This window comes from Paraburkholderia sp. SIMBA_054, assembly GCF_046534875.1.
GTDB classification, from domain to species: domain Bacteria; phylum Pseudomonadota; class Gammaproteobacteria; order Burkholderiales; family Burkholderiaceae; genus Paraburkholderia; species Paraburkholderia hospita.
On the sequence record NZ_JAWRXV010000415.1, the window covers coordinates 1 to 335 of the forward strand.

1 protein-coding gene is annotated in these 335 nt (G+C 63.0%); it reads left to right on the top strand.

Annotation, left to right across the window (positions count from 1 at the left end; genetic code table 11):
• Positions 1–335 (top strand): helicase-related protein (locus SB822_RS55720; protein WP_410858928.1); only part of this gene is annotated, 335 nt, incomplete at both ends.

Genomic DNA, 335 nt, shown 5'->3' on the forward strand with positions numbered 1-335 from the left:
AGATCGGTTCGCTGACGGGCCGTCTGTTGAAAGATCCGGAGCGTATCGAGATCGTTCAGCGCCTGGAACAACGCACGAACATCGCGCAAACCGTCCATTACGTGGACGACCGCGATCACAAGGACCGTCTGCTCGACCATCTGCTGCGTGACGAAGGCCTCGATCAGGCCATCGTCTTCACGGCAACCAAGATGGACGCCGATCAACTGGCCGGACGTCTCGCCGACGCCGGTTTCGAATCGGCCGCACTGCACGGCGACCTGCCGCAAGGCGCGCGTAACCGCACGATCAAGGCATTGCGCGAGCGTCGCGTGCGCGTGCTGGTGGCAACGGAC